This window comes from Roseomonas nitratireducens, assembly GCF_017813355.1.
In the GTDB taxonomy this organism is placed as follows: Bacteria; Pseudomonadota; Alphaproteobacteria; order Acetobacterales; family Acetobacteraceae; genus Neoroseomonas; species Neoroseomonas nitratireducens.
Genome location: NZ_JAGIYZ010000002.1, coordinates 121,508 through 136,609, shown reverse-complemented (window position 1 = coordinate 136,609; position 15,102 = coordinate 121,508). Strand labels below are relative to the sequence as shown.

The 15,102-nt window shown below is 73.2% G+C and carries 13 protein-coding genes and 2 tRNA genes; 7 read left to right on the top strand and 8 right to left on the bottom strand.

Annotated elements, in window-relative coordinates:
* Positions 1-30: 30 nt before the first annotated feature.
* Both J5Y09_RS03030 and tmk read right to left on the bottom strand, forming a co-directional pair.
* Positions 31-1,032 (bottom strand): DNA polymerase III subunit delta', encoded by a 1,002-nt coding sequence (locus J5Y09_RS03030; RefSeq protein WP_209350272.1) that lies wholly within the window; start codon positions 1,030-1,032, stop codon positions 31-33.
* Positions 1,033-1,120: 88 nt separating this feature from the next.
* Positions 1,121-1,747 (bottom strand): dTMP kinase, encoded by a 627-nt coding sequence (gene tmk, locus J5Y09_RS03025; protein WP_209350271.1) that lies wholly within the window; start codon positions 1,745-1,747, stop codon positions 1,121-1,123.
* Between the two features lie 208 nt (positions 1,748-1,955).
* Between tmk and J5Y09_RS03020 the strand changes: the two genes are divergently transcribed.
* A complete protein-coding gene (locus J5Y09_RS03020) occupies positions 1,956-2,168 on the top strand; it encodes a hypothetical protein (protein ID WP_209350270.1) in 213 nt (70 codons plus the stop codon).
* 15 nt (positions 2,169-2,183) lie between these two features.
* Here the strand turns inward: J5Y09_RS03020 and J5Y09_RS03015 are convergent, their stop codons facing one another.
* The 3 genes from J5Y09_RS03015 to J5Y09_RS03005 are packed head-to-tail and all read right to left on the bottom strand — an operon-like array spanning position 2,184 to position 5,296.
* Positions 2,184-3,395: a D-alanyl-D-alanine carboxypeptidase family protein gene (locus J5Y09_RS03015; protein ID WP_342451395.1), complete on the bottom strand. Its 1,212-nt coding sequence runs from the start codon at positions 3,393-3,395 to the stop codon at positions 2,184-2,186.
* A 15-nt stretch (positions 3,396-3,410) separates the two neighbouring features.
* A complete protein-coding gene (locus tag J5Y09_RS03010) occupies positions 3,411-4,280 on the bottom strand; it encodes a septal ring lytic transglycosylase RlpA family protein (protein WP_342451394.1) in 870 nt (289 codons plus the stop codon).
* Positions 4,277-5,296 carry a lytic murein transglycosylase gene (locus J5Y09_RS03005; RefSeq protein ID WP_209350269.1) on the bottom strand — a complete coding sequence of 340 codons (1,020 nt, stop codon included), beginning with the start codon at positions 5,294-5,296 and terminating at the stop codon, positions 4,277-4,279. The genes J5Y09_RS03010 and J5Y09_RS03005 overlap by 4 nt, the downstream gene beginning before the upstream one ends.
* Before the next feature lie 106 nt (positions 5,297-5,402).
* On the opposite strand from J5Y09_RS03005, the gene J5Y09_RS03000 reads away from it, so the two are divergent.
* Both J5Y09_RS03000 and J5Y09_RS02995 read left to right on the top strand, forming a co-directional pair.
* Positions 5,403-6,803, top strand: coding sequence for an MmgE/PrpD family protein (locus J5Y09_RS03000; RefSeq protein ID WP_209350268.1), 1,401 nt, complete (start codon positions 5,403-5,405; stop codon positions 6,801-6,803).
* 15 nt (positions 6,804-6,818) lie between these two features.
* A tRNA-Ser gene (locus tag J5Y09_RS02995) sits at positions 6,819-6,908 on the top strand.
* A 106-nt stretch (positions 6,909-7,014) separates the two neighbouring features.
* On the opposite strand, the gene J5Y09_RS02990 is transcribed toward J5Y09_RS02995, so the two are convergent.
* The gene (locus J5Y09_RS02990; protein WP_209350267.1) at positions 7,015-7,992 is read right to left on the bottom strand and encodes an NAD(P)-dependent alcohol dehydrogenase; all 978 of its coding nucleotides are present in this window, start codon (positions 7,990-7,992) and stop codon (positions 7,015-7,017) included.
* Positions 7,993-8,082: 90 nt separating this feature from the next.
* On the opposite strand from J5Y09_RS02990, the gene J5Y09_RS02985 reads away from it, so the two are divergent.
* Complete coding sequence (locus J5Y09_RS02985) at positions 8,083-8,979, top strand: LysR family transcriptional regulator (protein ID WP_209350266.1); 897 nt, start codon at positions 8,083-8,085, stop codon at positions 8,977-8,979.
* 48 nt (positions 8,980-9,027) lie between these two features.
* On the opposite strand, the gene J5Y09_RS02980 is transcribed toward J5Y09_RS02985, so the two are convergent.
* On the bottom strand, positions 9,028-11,424 hold the full coding sequence (locus tag J5Y09_RS02980) for a methyl-accepting chemotaxis protein (RefSeq protein WP_209350265.1): 2,397 nt from the start codon (positions 11,422-11,424) through the stop codon (positions 9,028-9,030).
* 447 nt (positions 11,425-11,871) lie between these two features.
* On the opposite strand from J5Y09_RS02980, the gene J5Y09_RS02975 reads away from it, so the two are divergent.
* The 3 genes from J5Y09_RS02975 (at position 11,872) to J5Y09_RS02965 (ending at position 13,597) form a co-directional block, all read left to right on the top strand.
* Entirely contained in the window at positions 11,872-12,792 is a 921-nt protein-coding gene (locus J5Y09_RS02975) for a diguanylate cyclase domain-containing protein (protein ID WP_209350264.1), read from the top strand.
* 9 nt (positions 12,793-12,801) lie between these two features.
* Positions 12,802-13,461 carry a DsbA family oxidoreductase gene (locus tag J5Y09_RS02970; RefSeq protein WP_209350263.1) on the top strand — a complete coding sequence of 220 codons (660 nt, stop codon included), beginning with the start codon at positions 12,802-12,804 and terminating at the stop codon, positions 13,459-13,461.
* A gap of 60 nt (positions 13,462-13,521) precedes the next feature.
* Positions 13,522-13,597 (top strand) — tRNA-Val (locus J5Y09_RS02965).
* 606 nt (positions 13,598-14,203) lie between these two features.
* On the opposite strand, the gene J5Y09_RS02960 is transcribed toward J5Y09_RS02965, so the two are convergent.
* On the bottom strand, positions 14,204-14,989 hold the full coding sequence (locus J5Y09_RS02960) for a hypothetical protein (RefSeq protein WP_209350262.1): 786 nt from the start codon (positions 14,987-14,989) through the stop codon (positions 14,204-14,206).
* Between the last annotated feature and the right edge of the window lie 113 nt (positions 14,990-15,102).

The following is a 15,102-nucleotide window of genomic DNA, read 5'->3' as shown; positions in this document are numbered from 1 at the left end:
GCTTGTCCGGTCCGGCTTCCGTGCGTCCGCTCAGGGGCGCGCGAGCCAGGTAAGGCCCGTGAGCACGGCCTGCTTGCGGTCGAGATTCAACCGCTCCGTATCGTCCGCGAGGGTGCCGAGCCTATCCCACAGGGAAGCCCACACCGCAAGCGGATGGCGGGCGAGCCAGGCCGGCGCCGCCCGCCCGCGCGCCGCCTCTCCCAGGGCCGAGGCGATCGCCCCGCGCAGCAGCGAGAAGAAGATGCCGAAGGCGCCGCCCGTGCGGTCCATGGCCAGGCGGTCGGCCAGCGCGTGGTCGCGCGGCGCCTCCCCCTTCTCCAGCGCGGACAGGCTTTTCTCGACCATCGCCTGGAGCTCGATCCCGCCGGCCTCGGCGAGCGCGACCGCGCGCCCTGGCGAGCCCTGCGCGAGCGCGGCAAGCCGCGCGCGGTCCGTCCTGCCGCTGTCGGGCAACAGGCGCGCGAGCAGCGTCTCCATCGCCTCGTCCGGCAGCGGATTCAGGTCGAGCCGCCGGCAGCGGCTGCGGATGGTGGGCAGCAGGCGCTGCGGCGCCGAGCAGACCAGCAGCAGCACGGTGCGCGGCGGCGGTTCCTCGAGCGTCTTGAGCAGCGTGTTCTGCACCGCGGCCTGGTCGGCGCGCTCGGCCTCGTCCATCACGACGACGCGCCAGCCGCCCTCGGCCGCCGTCTGGGTCAGGAAGCGCACCGCGTCGCGCGCATCCTCGACGCGCAGCACGCGCTTGGTGCCGCGATCCCCCGTGCCGGGCTCGAGGGTGAAGCAGTCGGCATGCGTGTCCGCCGCGACCCGCCGGAACACCGCGCTGGCGGGGTCGACGAAAAGCGGGGGCTCGGATTTCGGCAGCCCGGCCAGCAGCCAGCGCGCGAATCGCCAGGCGAGCGTCGCCTTGCCGATCCCCGGCGGCCCCGCGATCAGCCATGCATGGTGAAGCCGCCCCGACCTGGCGGCCTGCTCGAGCGCCCGCGCCTGTTCCTCATGCCCGACAAGATCCGGGTTCCCCCGCGGCTCGATCATCGCCCAGCAGCCAGAAAAGATTGGGGGTCCGGGGGAAATTCCTTTCCCCCGGCGGGAGAGGCCCGGAGAGGGCGGAGCCCTCTACGGTTCATGTCGGCGCGCCGAGGCGATCGCGCGCGACGCGGGCGATCTCCGCCGCGACGGAATCGGCATCGCGCGCCGCGTCGATGACGGCGCACCGCCGCGGTTCCCCGGCCGCGATGCCAAGGAAGCCTTCGCGGACCTTCTCATGGAAGGCGGTGCCCATGCGCTCGTAGCGATCCGCTCCGCTGCGTGCCGCCGCGCGGCGCATGCCCTCATCGACCGGCAGGTCGAGCATGAGCGTGAGGTCGGGCGCGAAGCCCTGGAGGGCGAGGTCGGCCAGCCCCGCCCAGACGTCGCGCCGCAGCCCCTGGGCGCCCTGGTAGGCGAGGGTCGAATCGGCGAAGCGGTCGCTGATCACCCAGCCGCCGGCGGCGAGGAAGGGCCGGATGGTGCGAACCAGATGTTCCCGCCGCGCCGCGAAATGGAGCATCGCCTCGGCCACCGGATCCCAGGGCCCGTGGCCGAGGAGAAGGCCGCGGATGCGTTCCGCCCCTGGCGTCCCGCCCGGTTCGCGCGTGACGAGGACGGGCAGTCCTGAACAGGCGAGGCGCGCGGCGAGGCGCCGGGCCTGGGTGGACTTCCCTGCCCCCTCGCCCCCTTCGAGCGTGATGAACCGGCCTTCGGCGCGCATGCGGCCGGTTTGGCGGCGCCGCCGCGGGACGTCAAATCGCCGCCCAGGTGGTCGCCGCCTTGTGCCGCCGCCGCGTGGCGATGCGGGCGCCGGATGACCCTGCATTTCACGCGAACGAGAGCGGCAACCTCTTGAAACAATCCCGTTGCGATCCATCTCGCATGTAAAATCGCTTCAGGTTGAGTGAAAGGCGTGTCGGAGGATCTTCATGTCCCACGCTAAGCACGCTGCCAGGGTCATTGAATCGGACTCTGGCGACCATGACGACCCGTCGCAGGCCGGGCACCTCGTGCTCGCCTCGATGGCGCTCGAGGGCATCCTGCTCAGCGCCTATGAAAAGCGGCATGACGACGCGGCGCGGGTGCTGGCCGACATTCTCGGGCGGCTCAGGCAGGCCACGGACACGATCGGGCGGCGCTGAAGCCGCCCAGCCCGGTCAGCTTCCGAAGACCCAGCGGCTGACCACCGCCGGGATGCGCGAGACGAGGCCGAGCCGCTCCACATCCGCGCCGGCGAGCAGCGGCACCCGCAGTTCCGGCACGCCCTGGCCGCCCACCAGCATCTCGCCGATCTGCTGGCCGCGCGCGACGGGGGCCGTGATCGGCGCGTCGTAGCGCAGCCGCACCTGCAGTCGGGTCCGCCACTGGCGCGGCAGGGTCAGGACCAGGTCGCGCCCCCCCACCATCGGCACCTTGGATCGCTCGCCGAGATAGACGGGCACTTCCTCGATCGTATCCTGGGCGCGGAACAGCACCACCGCCTCGAACTCGCGGAAGGCCCATTCCATCAGCCGCTCGCTCTCCTCGGCGCGGGCACGCATGGTGGGCAGGCCGTTGACCACCATGATGACGCGGCGGTCGCCGCGGCGGACGCTGCCGGTCAGGCCGTAGCCCGCTTCATCGGTATGGCCGGTCTTGAGGCCATCGGCACCCGCGACGCGCGCCAGCAGGGGGTTCCGGTTGTCCTGGCTGATGTTGTTGAAGCGGAAGGACCGCTCGCTGTAGTAGGCGTAGAATTCGGGGAAATCGTTGATAATCCGCCGGGCGAGCGTCGCGAGGTCGCGCGCCGTCGTCCGGTGCTCCGGGTCCGGCCAGCCGGTCGAATTGCGGAAGGTGCTGTTGGTCAGGCCGATCCGGCGGCCGGCCTCGTTCATCGCATCGGCGAACTGCGCCTCGCTGCCGCTGATCGCCTCGGCCAGCACGATGCAGGCATCGTTGCCGGACTGCACGATGACGCCGCGGATCAGGTCCTCGACCTTCACCTGGGCATTGAGTTCGACGAACATCTTCGAGCCGCCCATGCGCCAGGCGCGCTCGCTGACCGGCAGCATCTGGTCCATCTGCAGCCGGCCGGACTTCAGGTGCTCGAAGACGACGTACATCGTCATGAGCTTGGACATGGAGGAGGGCGGCATGCGCTCGTCCGCGTTCTTCTCCAGCAGCACCGCGCCGGTCGCGAAATCGACCACCAGCGCCTGGCGCGCGAGCACGTCGAGCGGGCCGAGTGGCGTGCTGGCGGGCGTGCCGGCAGGCCCCTGCGCCGGGCGGCGGCCCTGCCCAGGCCGCTGCTGCGCCAACGCCGGCGCGGCCATGCCGCCGGTGACGAGCCCCGCGGCCGCGCCGCAGAGCAGGCTGCGTCGGTGCGTCACGCGCCGCACTCCCCTTCAGTCCACAAGGATACGCGCACCCGATACCCCCGAGGCCAGAGTCCGCTCAAGCGCCGCGTCGGCCTGGGCGACATCCGTCCAGGGGCCGAGGCGCACGCGGAACTGCCGCTCGCCGCGCAGGCCGAAGGGCTCGATGCGCGCGCCCGGGATGCGGGCGGCCAGTCGCTGCGCCGCATCGGCGCGGGAGAAGGTGCCGGCTTCGACGAACAGCCGCCCCGGCTGCGACGCGCCGATCGCGACCGTCTCCGGCAGGGCAATGTCGGCGGGCCGCGCCGCGGATGGCGCGGCGGCGGCCGGCGCCGCGACGGGCTGGACCGGCGCCGCCGAGGCCCCGCGCGCCCCGGGCGGCGGGGCAAGGCTTTCGGAAGCCACCGCAGCGCGCGGCGCGGTCTCGATCGCGAAGCGCTCGACCGTGCGGCCCGGCGTGGCATCGGACAAGGCGCGGCTGCGATCGCCATCGACCGCGACGCGCACCTGCGCGGCGCCGCCGGCGGGCACGCCGAGCAGTTCGGCCGCGCGGTCGGACAAGCCGATGACGCGGCCGGGATTCACCGGCCCGCGGTCGTTCACCCGCAGCGTCAGCGCGCGACCGTTCTCGAGATTGGTGACCGTCACGACGGCGGGCAGTTGCAGCGTGCGATGCGCGGCGAGCGCGCGGCCGCCGCTCCATCCCTCCCCGTTCGCGGTCGCCGCGCCGAACCCGCCCGGGCCCGGATGGCGGGCGGCGAGGCCGGTCTCGACGAGGGAGAAATCCTCGCGCGGATAGGACCAGACGCCGCCCATCCGATAGGGCTCGCCCACCAGGTAGCGCGGGCCCGCCCCGCCGCAGCCGGCGAGCAGCAGCAGCAGGAGAAGTGCGGCCTTCACCCCACCCGGTCCGACAGCAGGCCCACCGCGAGCCCGTAATTCACCGGCGAATTGTAGCGGCGGATGACGCGCAGGTTGTGGTGCCCCAGGAAGACCTGCCCGCTGCCGCGGGAGGGCAGCACGATGGAGGCTTCCGGCCCGTCGGTCGGCAGCGGCCCGCCATTCGCGTCGCGGAAGCCCATGCGGGCGAAGTCGCGCAGCGGGCGGCGCGCCTCGGTATCGGCGCCGGACAGGCTGAAGCCCGGCGGCGGGCGGACCTCCCGTCCCCAGGGCTCGCCATCCCGCCAGCCGTTGCGGTTGAAGTAGTGGGCGATCGAGCCGAGCGCGTCGGCGCGGCTTTCCCAGATGTCGCGCCGGCCGTCGCCGTCGAAGTCGACGGCAAGTCGCTCGAAGTTGGACGGCATGAATTGCGGCTGGCCCATCGCGCCGGCCCAGGAGCCGCGCATGCGGTCCGCGCGGATGTGGCCTTCCTCGAGGATCTTCAGCGCGGCGAAGAGCTCGTTGCGGAAATAGGAGGCGCGGCGGCCTTCCCAGGCCAGCGTCGCCAGCGCCTCGACCACCCCGAAGCCGCCGGTGTTGCCGCCGAAATTGGTCTCGACGCCCCAGATGGCCACGATGACGCGGGGGGAGACGCGGTAGCGCTGCTCGACCCGGCGCAGCAGGTCGACGTTCTCGGCATACATCCGCCGCCCGTTCTGCACGCGGGTGGGGGAGACCATGATGCGGTCGCGGTATTCTTCCCAGGGCATCCCGCCCTCGGCCTGCCGGCGGTCGAGTTCGATGACACGCTGGTTGGGCCGCACGCCGGCGAAGGCGGCGTCCACCGTGCCGGCGGAGATGCCGCGCCGCCGCGCCTCGGTCTTCACGCCCTCGACGAAGCGGTCGAAGGGGACCGAGGCGACGGATTCGAAGGCCGGGGCCTGGCCTGGCGCGGCCGCGGTCCCCGACGGGCCGGTCGCGGAAGCCCCGCAGCCGGCGAGCGGCAGGGCGGCGAGGAGGGTGCGGCGCTTGATCATGCCGCCCGACTGCCACATGGCCCCGGTGGAGGCAAACCTTCCGTGCCGCCGCTTGGCCGCCGCGCGCGGAGTGCTACAAACCGGGAAGTTCCCGGAGGAAAAGTCCATGGCTGCCGTGACCCGCGACCTCGCCGCCTTCACCGCCGCGATCCGCTACGAAACCCTGCCACCCGCGGTGCAGGAGCGGACGCGGTTCCTGGTCCTCGACCTGGTCGGCAACATGCTGCGCGGCCGGCACGACGCCGAGAGCACGGGGCCGCTGCTGACGGCGGTGCGGGCGCTTGGCCTCGCCGCCGGCTCGGCCGCCGTGTTCGGCGATTCGGCGCGCTACACGCCGGCCGGCGCGGCGCTGGTGAACGGCACGACCGCCCATTCGCTCGACTTCGACGACACGCATGCGGCGGGCACGCTGCACCCCGGCGCGCCGGTGATCCCGGCGGCGCTGGCCGCGGCCGAGATGGTGGGCGCCGACGGGCGCACCGTGCTGGCGGCGATCGTCGCGGGCTATGAGGTGACCTGCCGGCTCGCGCTGTCGCTTCCGGGCGGGGACCACTACGACCGCGGCTACCACCCGACCGCGACCTGCGGCGCCTTCGGCGCGGCGGCGGCGGCGGCGCGCGTCTTCGGGCTTTCGGCCTCGCAGGTGGAGGATGCCTTCGGCATCGCGCTCTCCCAGGCCGCGGGCAGCCTTCAGTTCCTGGCCAATGGCGCCTGGACGAAGCGCTTCCAGGTGGGCTGGTCGGCGCTGAACGGGCTGACGGCGGCGTCGCTGGCGCGCGAAGGCTTCCGCGGCGCGGGCGAGGCGCTGGAAGGCCGCGCGGGCTTCCTGCGCGCCTATGCCCCCAACCCGAACCCGGCGCGCGCGCTTCAGGGCCTCGGGACCGAGTGGGAGCTGATGGAGACGGCGGTGAAGCCCTATCCGTCCTGCCGCTACGGCCACGCCAATGTCGACGCGGCGCTGGCGCTGCGCGCCGAGCTCGGCCTGAAGACCGAGGAGATCGAGAGCGTGACCATGGGCCTGCCCAACAAGGGCATGCTGCTGGTCGGCGCGCCGACGCAGTACAAGCAGAACCCGCAGAACGTGGTGGACGGCCAGTTCTCCGGCCCCTTCGTCGTGGCCTGTGCGCTTGCCCGCGGCCATTTCGGCTGGGACAGCTACGCCTGGCTGCAGGATGCCGATCTGCGCGGGCTGATGAAGAAGATCCTCCCCGTCGAGGATGCCGAGGTGGAGGCCGACTTCCCCACCTTCATGTCCGGCAAGCTGACGGTGAAGGCGCGCGGCCAGACCTTCGTGAAGAAGGTCAACGTGCCCAAGGGCGAGCCCGGCAACTTCCTGACGGAAGCCGAGCTGCGCGCGAAGTTCCACGGGCTGGCCGATTCCGTGCTCGGCGCCGACCGGGCGCGGCAGCTGGCCGATGCCGTGCTGTCGCTCGACCGCGCGGCGGATGTGCATGGCATGCTGCGCCTTGGCGCGCCGATGATGGCGGCGCGCCTCGCCGGGGAGTGATCCCCGGCCCCTGATGGACGGGTGGCCGAGCGGTTTAAGGCAGCGGTCTTGAAAACCGCCGTGGGTTCACGCCCACCGTGGGTTCGAATCCCACCCCGTCCGCCAGTCGCGCTTCGCCGCGCGAAACGGCACTGCGCTCAACTTCGCGTGGCCACGTCCGTGACCCACGACCGGGGCCTGGCCCCCCCGAGGCGAAACCGGTCGCGCCGGCTCAGCATGGATCGATGAGGCTGATCACTGCGCTGCCGCGCTTTCGGCCGCTGTCCACGTGGCGATGCGCCTCCACGATGTCGTCCAGCCGATAGCGCGACCCGATCACCGGCCGGAGCACACCCGCCGCGAGCATCTCCGCGATGCCGGCGAGTGCTGCAGGGTCGTTCGCGACGAAACCGCACAGCGCGCGCGGCCCGTGGCCCACCGACGTCAGGACCATCCGCACCATCTCCCCCAGGCCGAAGGAGAGGAACAGGTGGCGCCCGCGCGGCGCGAGTGCCGCTCGCCATTCCGCAAACCGCGTCTCGCCGACCGTGTCGAGGAGGATGTCGAAGCCGCCCGCGCTCGCGCCATTCGGCCCCGCCCGCCGGTCGATCACCGCATCGGCGCCGAGGCCGCGCACCAGCGCGGCGTTTTCCGCGCTGCACAGCGCCGTCACATGCGCGCCGAGATGCTTCGCGATCTGCACCGCGAAGACCCCGACGCCACCCGCCGCGCCGACCACCAGCACCCGCTCCCCCGGCACCAGCCGCGCCACGTCGCGCAGGAAGACCAGCGCCGCGAGCGCACCGAAGGGCACGGCGGCGGCCTCGGCATGGGTCAGGCCCGGCGGCATCGGGACGATCGCCGCGTCGTCACGCACCGTCAGGTACTCGGCATTGGCGCCGCGCGTGACGATGCCGAACACCGCCTCGCCCGGGCGGAAGCGCGTGACGTCGGCACCGACGGCCTCGACCTCACCTGCGAACTCCATGCCGGGGATCGGCCGCCTCGGGCCCCGCAGGCCGAAGGCCAGGCGGATCGGCAGCGCGAAGATCGCCGCCGTGCGCGCGGCGCGCAGGCGGGCGTCGCCCGAGGTGACGGTGCTGGCATGGACACGCACGCGGACGTCCCGCCGACCGACGGACGGCATCGGGACCTCCTCGATCCGCAGCACCTCCGGCGGCCCGTAGCGGCGGTGGATGGCGGCGCGCATGGCGTACCCTCGATCTGACGAGCCCCCTCTTATCCATGCGTAGGACGATGGCGAATTGCCAAGGTCTGCAGGTCATCCATACGTTCATGCATGAATTGGCTCGTGCCACCCTTCGACTGGACGCTGGCGCGGGCCTTCCTCGCCACGGCGGAGACCGGCTCGCTCTCCGCGGCCGCACGCATGCTCGGGCAGGCGCAGCCCACGATCGGGCGCCAGGTCGCGGCGCTGGAGCGCAGGCTCGGGATCGTCCTGTTCGAGCGCGTCGGCCGCGGTCTCGCCTTGACGCCCACGGGGCGGGAGGTGCTTGAGCATGTCCGCGCCATGGGCGAGGCCGCGGGCAGGGTGTCCCTCGTGGCCGCCGGGCGGTCGCAGGCCATCGAAGGGCCCATCCGCATCACCGCGAGCGAGGTCTATGCCGCGCATCTGCTGCCGCCGATCATCGCCAGGCTGCGCGAGACGCATCCCGGCATCACGGTCGAGATCATCGCCACCAACCGCCCGGCCGATCTCCTGCGGCGGGAGGCCGACATCGCCGTCCGCAACTTCGAATCGCGCGACGCCGAGCTCATCGTGCGCAAGGTCGCGGATGACCGCGCGCGGGCCTATGCCACGCCGGAGTGCCTGCGCCGCCTCGGCCGCCCTCGCCGCTGGGCGGACCTGGCCGAAGCACCGTTCGTCGGCTTCGACCGGACGGAGTTGCTCATCGAGGGAATGCGCGCCTTGGGCCTGCACCTGACGCGCCGCAACTTCCCGGTCCAGGCCGACAGCCACCTCGTGCATTGGGCCCTGGTGCGGCAGGGCCTCGGCATCGGCCTGATCACGGAGGCGCTGGGCGAGGCGGAGCCGGCCGTACTGCGCGTCCTGCGGGAGGAACCGCCGCTCACCTTCCCGATCTGGCTCGCGACGCATCGCGAACTGCACATGAGCGTCCGCGTGCGACTGGTGTTCGACCTCCTGGCGGATGCCCTCTCGGCGTCACGGCGCTGATCCCGCGGCGCGGAGGCCGCTCGAGCCCGTCAGCCGCCGCCCCTTCCCTCAGGCCGCCGCCTTGCGCGTGGCACCGAGGAGGCGCTCCACATCCGGCACCGCCGCTTCGGCAGCGGTGAAGAACAGCGCGCTGCCGGCCGGGCCGTGGCGCGCGACACGCGCCGGGTGCGCGCGGCCGCCATCGAAGGCGATGGCCACTTCCGTCCCGGGTGGCACCGGCAGCGTGAAGTCGAGGCCGGCGCCGCCGCCCGAAAGGTCCCGCGCCCGGCCCGCCATCTCCTGGCCGCGCCAGGTCACCTTCACCGGGCACTCGACCGGGTGGCGATCGAAGCGACGCCGTTCCCCGGCGCGTTCGAGCGCGACCAGGAACTGCTGAACCTCGCCCCGCAGCGTGGCGGCACGGGTGCCGAGGTCGCCCGCGGCGGCCAGCACGGTTTCCGCCGCGGCGCTGCCTTCGTCGGCCTTGCCGTTCAGGCGCCCGACGCGGCCCAGGACGTGGCGCGTGCCTTCCGCGGTGCGTCCGATCCGCTCGGCGATCAGCCCGATCGCCTCGGATTGCGGGCGCATCGCGGCGCCGATGACCTCGGCCGCCTCGCGCACCGCGCTGATGGATCCGGCGATGCGGGCGATCGATGCCGCGGTCTCGGCCGCGGTGGCCTGCACCGTCATGATCCGCTGGCCGACATCCTCGGTCGCGCGCGCGGTCTGCGAGGCCAGCGCCTTCACCTCGCTCGCCACGACCGCGAAGCCCTTGCCCGCCTCCCCCGCGCGCGCCGCCTCGATCGTCGCGTTCAGCGCGAGCAGGTTGGTCTGGTCGGCGATGGCCCGGATCGTCTCCACCACGCGCCCGATCTCCTCGGTCGCGGTGGACAGGTCGGCGACAAGTCGCTCGCTCCCCGCCATCGCCGCGACCGCGGCCGCGACATCCTCCGTCGTGCGGCGCATGCCGGCCGCGACTTCCGTCGTGCTCTCCTCAAGCCGCTCGGCGGCTTCGGCCGCGCGCGCGAGGCCCTCGGCGCCCTCCTCGCTCGCGACATGGACCGCACCGGCCTCCTCCCGCGTCACGCGGGACAGGCCGGCCATGGATTGCGCGGAATGGCGCATCCGTTCGGCCGCCGCGCCGAAATCATCCAGCACGGCCCCGATCACGGTCGCGAAGTCGGCCGTGAAGCGCTCCGTGTCCTGCTGGCGGCGGAGCTTCTGCTCACGCTCGCGCGCCGCCTCGGCCTCGGTCTCGCGGGCGGCGGCGAGCGCGCCGCGCAGCACTTCCACGGCACCGGCCAGGCGCGCCATCTCGGCCGGCAGCGTGCCCTCGGGCGCCGGCGCGTCGAGGCGCCCGCGCGCGATCTCCTCGACCACATTCGCCAGGGCTTCGGCGGGTGCCGACACCCGGCGGCGCACGAACCACACGAGGCAGGCGGCGCCGAGCAGGGCGAGCGTCGCCACCGCGGCGGCGAAGACCGCGGCGCGCAGCGTCTGCCGCCCCGTCGCGTCCCAGAAGCTCCGGTTCATCTCGCCCGCCGCGCGCGCCAGCGCGGTCGCCATGGCGAGCGTCTGGTTCGTCGCCGCGAAGTAGGCATCGAAGGTCACCGGATAGGGCGCGCGCGCGGCCGCCGCCTCGATCAGCGCGCGCCGCATCGAGGCATGATCCCCACGATAGCGCTCCAGCGTCTCGCGGATGCGGGCGGCCATGTCGGGCGTGACGCCGGGTCGCTCGGCCAGCGCCTCGATCATCTCGAGCCGCCGGGTGACGGCGCCCTGGAAGCCCTGCATGGCGGCAATCGCGGCGGGCGAGAGCGGGGCGCCGCGGGCGAGCGCCGAGGCGAGCAGGGTGCGGTCGCGGCCGCTGTATTCGCGAAGCGCCCAGCCCGCGAGCTGGATTTCCTCGAGCAGGCCGACGCGGGCCGGCAGCAGGTCGTCAGGTCCACGGATCGCCGCGCGTCGGTTGCCGATGCTCGAGATCAGCGCGGGCACCTCGTTCGACCAGCGCGGCAGCATGTTCGGGTCACGCTCGGCCTCCGGGCGCGCGAGCTCCGCGTCGGCGGCCGCACGCAGCGCGGCCAGCGCGGCCAGACGGCGGTCGAGCTGTTCGATAAGGTCGCGCGCTTCCCGTGTGCGAAGGGATTCGAGCAGGCCGCGCGCCGCGGCGAAGCCCTCGGCGGCACGCCGACGCTGGGTCTCCACCATCTCCCGGTAGGTGGGCAGGATCGGATGGGGCTGGCCAAGGCTCAGCTGGATCACGGAGCGCTCGGTCGAGAGTTCGATGAGCGCGTCGGTCAGAACGGTGCCAGCTACGGAGACGACCCGCTGGCGATCCGCGTCGCGCCATTCCTGGACCCGTTCGAGAACGAGCTTCACCGCCAGCATGAGGGCGATAGCCGCCAGCAGGGAGGCGAGCACGGTCGCCACGCGGCCGATCGAGGCGGCCCCGATCTTCTTCACCATCAGGATCCTCATTTGTCCCGGATTGGATCACTCATAATGATCGCGGAAGAGTTTCGGTCCCGTTATCGCGGTCCGGCGGCATGGCGGCCGAGGCGGGCATTCCTCTCGTTTTCGTGACACCCTCATCCGCTGCCCGGCCGGTCGAAAGGTTCCTTCCTCGTCGCCGGAACGCTGGCGCGCCTCACGCCCTCGGCGGCCGCGGCGGCAGGCAGCCGCGCCGCGTCACAAGCCGTCTCCGCGCACCCCGCGCCCCGGGCACCGGCGCGCGCCCCGCCTTGCCGCCTCAGCGCCGAGCCGCGCGATCCCTGCCCTGCGGCGCGGGGCTTGCGGTTGGTCCGGCCCGCGGTCGCCAGCTGGAAGACGGGCAGCCCGGACCGTGGCGGCGACCAAGGGCCGCAACCCTCACGCTGAAGCGTTTCAGGACACGCGTCGCGTCGACGCATCGCCATGAACGCAATCTTCGCGCTTTTGCGTTACGGTCTCGACATGTTCGACCTGGGCACGCTCCATCACGGCCTGCAGGCTATCTTGCTGCTGCTCATCATCGCGGCGGCGGGGGTGGCGCTGCGCGCGGCGCTGCTCTGGCACCAGCGCCCGCGCCGCTTCGCCCTGGCGCTGGCGGGCGCCGGCGTGATCCTGCTGTCGGGGCTGCCGCGCGCGCTGGACCTCGCCACCCTCGCCGCGCCGCCGGCCGCCTGGCACGGCTGGCTGTCACTGTTGCCGGATGCCGCCCTGCCGGTCGTCATCCTCATCCTGCTCCGCATCGTCCGACGGCAGGATGCCGCGCGGATCCGCGCCGCCCGCACGCGGCGGGTCAATCCCGCGACCGACCTGCCGAACCGCCTGCACCTGCCGCCGCTGCTGCTGCCCGCCCTGGCGCGTTGCCGGCGGGACGGAAGCCCGATGGTGCTGGTCGCCGCGACGCCGGACGGGCTGGCCGACATCGCCGCCCTCCACGGGCCGGCGGCCGCCGAGGCCATGCTCCGCGGGCTCGCCGATGCCTTGCGCGACGCGACCCGGGCCGGCGACCTGGCCGGGCACCTCGCGCCCGACAGCCTGATGGCCTGCCTGCCCGGCACCGGACGGCAAGCGGCGCGCGTGGTCGCCGAACGCGTCCGCGCGCGGGCCGCGGCACGGCTGCCCCACCCGGCCATGGATGGCCGCCGCAGCACGGTCAGCCTTGCCATCGCCGAGATCGGGGACGGCGCCGCCCCCGCGGCGCTCGAGGAAGCGATGGCCGCGGCGGAGGCGGCGCTGGCCCTGGCGCGGGCCAAGGGCGGCGACGCGATCGAGACCGCCCCGCCCCCGCCCCCGCGCCGGCCGCGCCCCGTGCCGGCCCCGGCAGACGCGGTGACGGCTGTGCGCTAAACTGCGCGGGTGAACCTGCTCGTCCCGCCCCGCTCGCGCCTGCAGATCGAGGTCGTCTTCGATCTGGTCTGCCCCTGGTGCTACCTCGGCACGCGCCGCCTGCGCCGGGCGCTGCGCGCACGGCCCGACATCGTGGCCGACCTCCATTGGCGCCCGTTCCTGCTCAATCCGGACATCCCGGCGGGCGGGCTGCCGCGGCACGAATTCCTCACCCGGAAGTTCGGCGGCGAGGAGCGCGCCCGGCGCCTGCACGCGACGATCGCCGAACTCGGCGTCGCCGAGGGCGTGCCCTTCCACTTCGAACGCATCCGCCGCATGCCCTCGAGCCTCGACGCGCATCGCCTGGTGCGCTTCGCGAGCCGCGACGGGCTGGCCGAGCCGATGGTGGACGCGCTGTTCCACGCGCATTTCGCCGAGGGTGCCGACCTCGGCGACGACATCGCGCTTGTCGCGCTTGCCGCGCGCGTCGGGCTGGATCCGGTGCAGGTCCGCCGCTTCCTGGATTCGGGTTCGGAAGCCGATGCGGTGCATGCGGAGAATCTCCGCGCCCATCGTCTTGGCATCAACGGCGTGCCCTGCTTCGTGATGGGCGGGCGTCACGCGATCGCCGGCGCGCAGGAGCCGGAAGTGCTCGAAAGGCTGATCGACGTGGCGATGGCAGAGGCCTGACTCGGGGGGCCTTGCGCACATGGCCGCGCGCGTCTAATCAGGCGGCCCCTCCGGGACCGGGGGCGCATAGCTCAGTGGTATGAGCGCCTGCTTGACACGCAGGAGGTCCGTGGTTCGATCCCACGTGCGCCCACCATCTCTCTTTATCCCTCAGACGCCGGGCGGCCCGCATCCGCGGGCCTTGGCTTCGCGCCGCGGCATGGCGCGTTGGCGACGGCGGTCGGTCTGGGCGCGGTCGCGCTTCGCGCTCGCGGATCGAGGCTTTGCCTCGATCCGTTTTGCAGCGCCTGCCGGCACGCGCTCGCTTCTCCTGGAAGCCTGCGCGACCCGCCTGGCGGGGCTTGGCTGCGCGCCTTGGCATGACGCGCTGGCGACCACGGACGGCCTCGGCGCGGTCGCGCATCCAGGCTTCGCCTCGATCCGTTTGCACCGCCCGGCGGTGCGCTCTCACGTGCCCTGGAAGCCGGCATGGCCCGCATTCGCGGGCCTTCGCATGGCGCGTTGCCGATCACGGTCGGGCTGGGCGCGGTCGCGCTTCGTGCGCGCGCCTCGAGGCGCGGACTCGATCCGTCCGTCGCGATCCTTCTGGTGGGCTCGCCCTTATCCTGAGAGGCCCTGCGGTCCGCATCCGTCGCGAAACGCGTCGCAGCCTCTGAGGCGACTGGCGGTCAGGTCGCGCCCGCGCACGGATCACGGCAGCGCCGCGATCCGTCGGGTGTTTGCCGCGGCGCCGCGCGGGCGTTCAGAAGCGGTAGCGGAAGCCCAGCACGAAGCTGTTCGCGCCTTCATAGACGCCGTTATACGTCCCGAAGATGCCGCTGCGGTGCATGTAGCGGAACGCCAGCTCGTATTGCGGGTAGTCCGGCAGCGCGACGGTGAGCTCGGGCGAGAAGAAGTTCAGCCAGTTGGACTGGTTCGGCTCGGGCCGAAGATCCGTGCCGCGCTCCACGCGCGGCAGGCGCGTCACGTAGTCCGGACCCATGGAGAGGCCGAAGGTCGTGTACACGTAGTCCGTCCAGGGGAAGCCGTCGTAGCGCAGGTAGACCGCGCCCCAGAACTCGCCGCCTTCCGTGTCGCCGAAGCGATAGGCGGCGCCGGCTTCCAGATCGACCATGAAGAAGCGCCAGAAGCGGCCGAGCCGGTACTGCACCGCGCCGCCCAGCAGCGTGTCGTCGCCCCAGGACCCGGTCCAGGGTGCCACGACCAGGTCGCGCAGCTTGCCGTCCGCGACGGAGGATCCGACGAACAGCGTCCCCGACCAGCGCCGCGCATCGGCCAGGGCGCGCGCCCGGTCCCCGGGCGACAGGCCGGAGAGATCCGGCGTCGCCATCGTCGCGGCGGCGGGCGCGGCGACGGTCATCGGCCCCGGCACCGGCGCGGGCTCCGAGGCCGGAGCGGCCGCGGCGGCAGGTGCGACCTGCGCGCGCGGCACGGTGCGGCGTTCGGGCGCAGGCCCCCCGGCGGCGAGCAGGATGGCGGCGGCCACGAGCGAAAGATGCCGGGCGGCCGGGGGCAACGTGAAGGTCATGCGCGGGCCTCTGTCGGAACGGTCCTTGGCTTAGGGCCCCACCCGGCCGCTGGCAACCCGCCCTCCGGCGGCATGGATGCGGTTCCGGCGCAGCGCGCGCCGCCGCCAGCAGA

What these genes read in the sequence shown, in the direction of transcription:
- J5Y09_RS03030 (WP_209350272.1), bottom strand. Translation starts at nt 1,032, where the DNA reads ATGATCGAGCCGCGGGGGAACCCGGATCTTGTCGGGCATGAGGAACAG.
- tmk (WP_209350271.1), bottom strand. Translation starts at nt 1,747, where the DNA reads ATGCGCGCCGAAGGCCGGTTCATCACGCTCGAAGGGGGCGAGGGGGCA.
- J5Y09_RS03020 (WP_209350270.1), top strand. Translation starts at nt 1,956, where the DNA reads ATGTCCCACGCTAAGCACGCTGCCAGGGTCATTGAATCGGACTCTGGC.
- J5Y09_RS03005 (WP_209350269.1), bottom strand. Translation starts at nt 5,296, where the DNA reads ATGATCAAGCGCCGCACCCTCCTCGCCGCCCTGCCGCTCGCCGGCTGC.
- J5Y09_RS03000 (WP_209350268.1), top strand. Translation starts at nt 5,403, where the DNA reads ATGGCTGCCGTGACCCGCGACCTCGCCGCCTTCACCGCCGCGATCCGC.
- J5Y09_RS02990 (WP_209350267.1), bottom strand. Translation starts at nt 7,992, where the DNA reads ATGCGCGCCGCCATCCACCGCCGCTACGGGCCGCCGGAGGTGCTGCGG.
- J5Y09_RS02985 (WP_209350266.1), top strand. Translation starts at nt 8,083, where the DNA reads ATGAATTGGCTCGTGCCACCCTTCGACTGGACGCTGGCGCGGGCCTTC.
- J5Y09_RS02980 (WP_209350265.1), bottom strand. Translation starts at nt 11,424, where the DNA reads ATGGTGAAGAAGATCGGGGCCGCCTCGATCGGCCGCGTGGCGACCGTG.
- J5Y09_RS02975 (WP_209350264.1), top strand. Translation starts at nt 11,872, where the DNA reads ATGAACGCAATCTTCGCGCTTTTGCGTTACGGTCTCGACATGTTCGAC.
- J5Y09_RS02960 (WP_209350262.1), bottom strand. Translation starts at nt 14,989, where the DNA reads ATGACCTTCACGTTGCCCCCGGCCGCCCGGCATCTTTCGCTCGTGGCC.